The sequence below is a fragment of the Psychromonas antarctica genome (assembly GCF_022267535.1).
GTDB lineage: Bacteria > Pseudomonadota > Gammaproteobacteria > Enterobacterales > Psychromonadaceae > Psychromonas > Psychromonas antarctica.
Window position 1 is genome coordinate 1 of sequence record NZ_JAHNZV010000278.1, and the last position, 754, is coordinate 754.

Annotated in this window: 1 protein-coding gene; it reads left to right on the forward strand. The window is 43.1% G+C overall.

The features are described 5' to 3' along the window. Nucleotides 1-14: 14 nt before the first annotated feature. Nucleotides 15-754, forward strand: a 740-nt coding sequence (gene ltrA, locus KSO91_RS17470; protein WP_238744286.1) for a group II intron reverse transcriptase/maturase, incomplete at its 3' end; no start/stop codon positions are given.

Sequence of the window (754 nt, forward strand, 5' to 3'; positions counted from 1 at the left end):
TCAGTGATCAAAACATGAGAGCTGCATGGAAACATGTTAAAGCCAACAAAGGTGCTCCCGGTATTGATAACATGAGCATTGAGGAGTTTGAACCTTTTGCCTTAGCACATTGGCAAGGGATCAAAGCAAAGCTGATAGAAGGCAATTATTTCCCACTTCCGGTAAAACGGGTAACTATCCCAAAACCTGATGGCGGAGAACGCTTATTGGGGATCCCTGCTGTCATCGACAGGATGATCCAGCAAGCGATTAGCCAAGTGATCAGTCCCTATTTTGAACCTACATTTTCGCCTTATAGCTACGGATACCGCCCCGGTAAAAGCGCTAGTCAAGCGGTCAGTCATGTACAAATTTGTATTAAACAAGGGTACAAAACGGCCGTGGATATTGACCTCTCAAAGTTCTTTGATGAAGTTAATCATGACATGCTAATGAATCGGGTCGGTCGCAAAATAAAAGATCAAGCGTTAATGCAATTACTCGGCAGGTACTTAAGAGCGGGTATTGCAGAAACTGAAACAGGTCTTTGGTTTCCATCCGATAAGGGCGTGCCGCAAGGCGGTCCATTATCACCACTTCTATCCAATATTATCTTGGATGAATTGGACAAAAAGCTAACACGAGAGCGATTATATTTTGCTCGTTATGCGGACGACATCATCATTTTGGTTAAGTCTAAGCCTATCGGCAATAAGGTCAAAGTAGCGATATCACGCTATATCAGCAAGCGCTTGAAATTGATTGTTAATGAAAC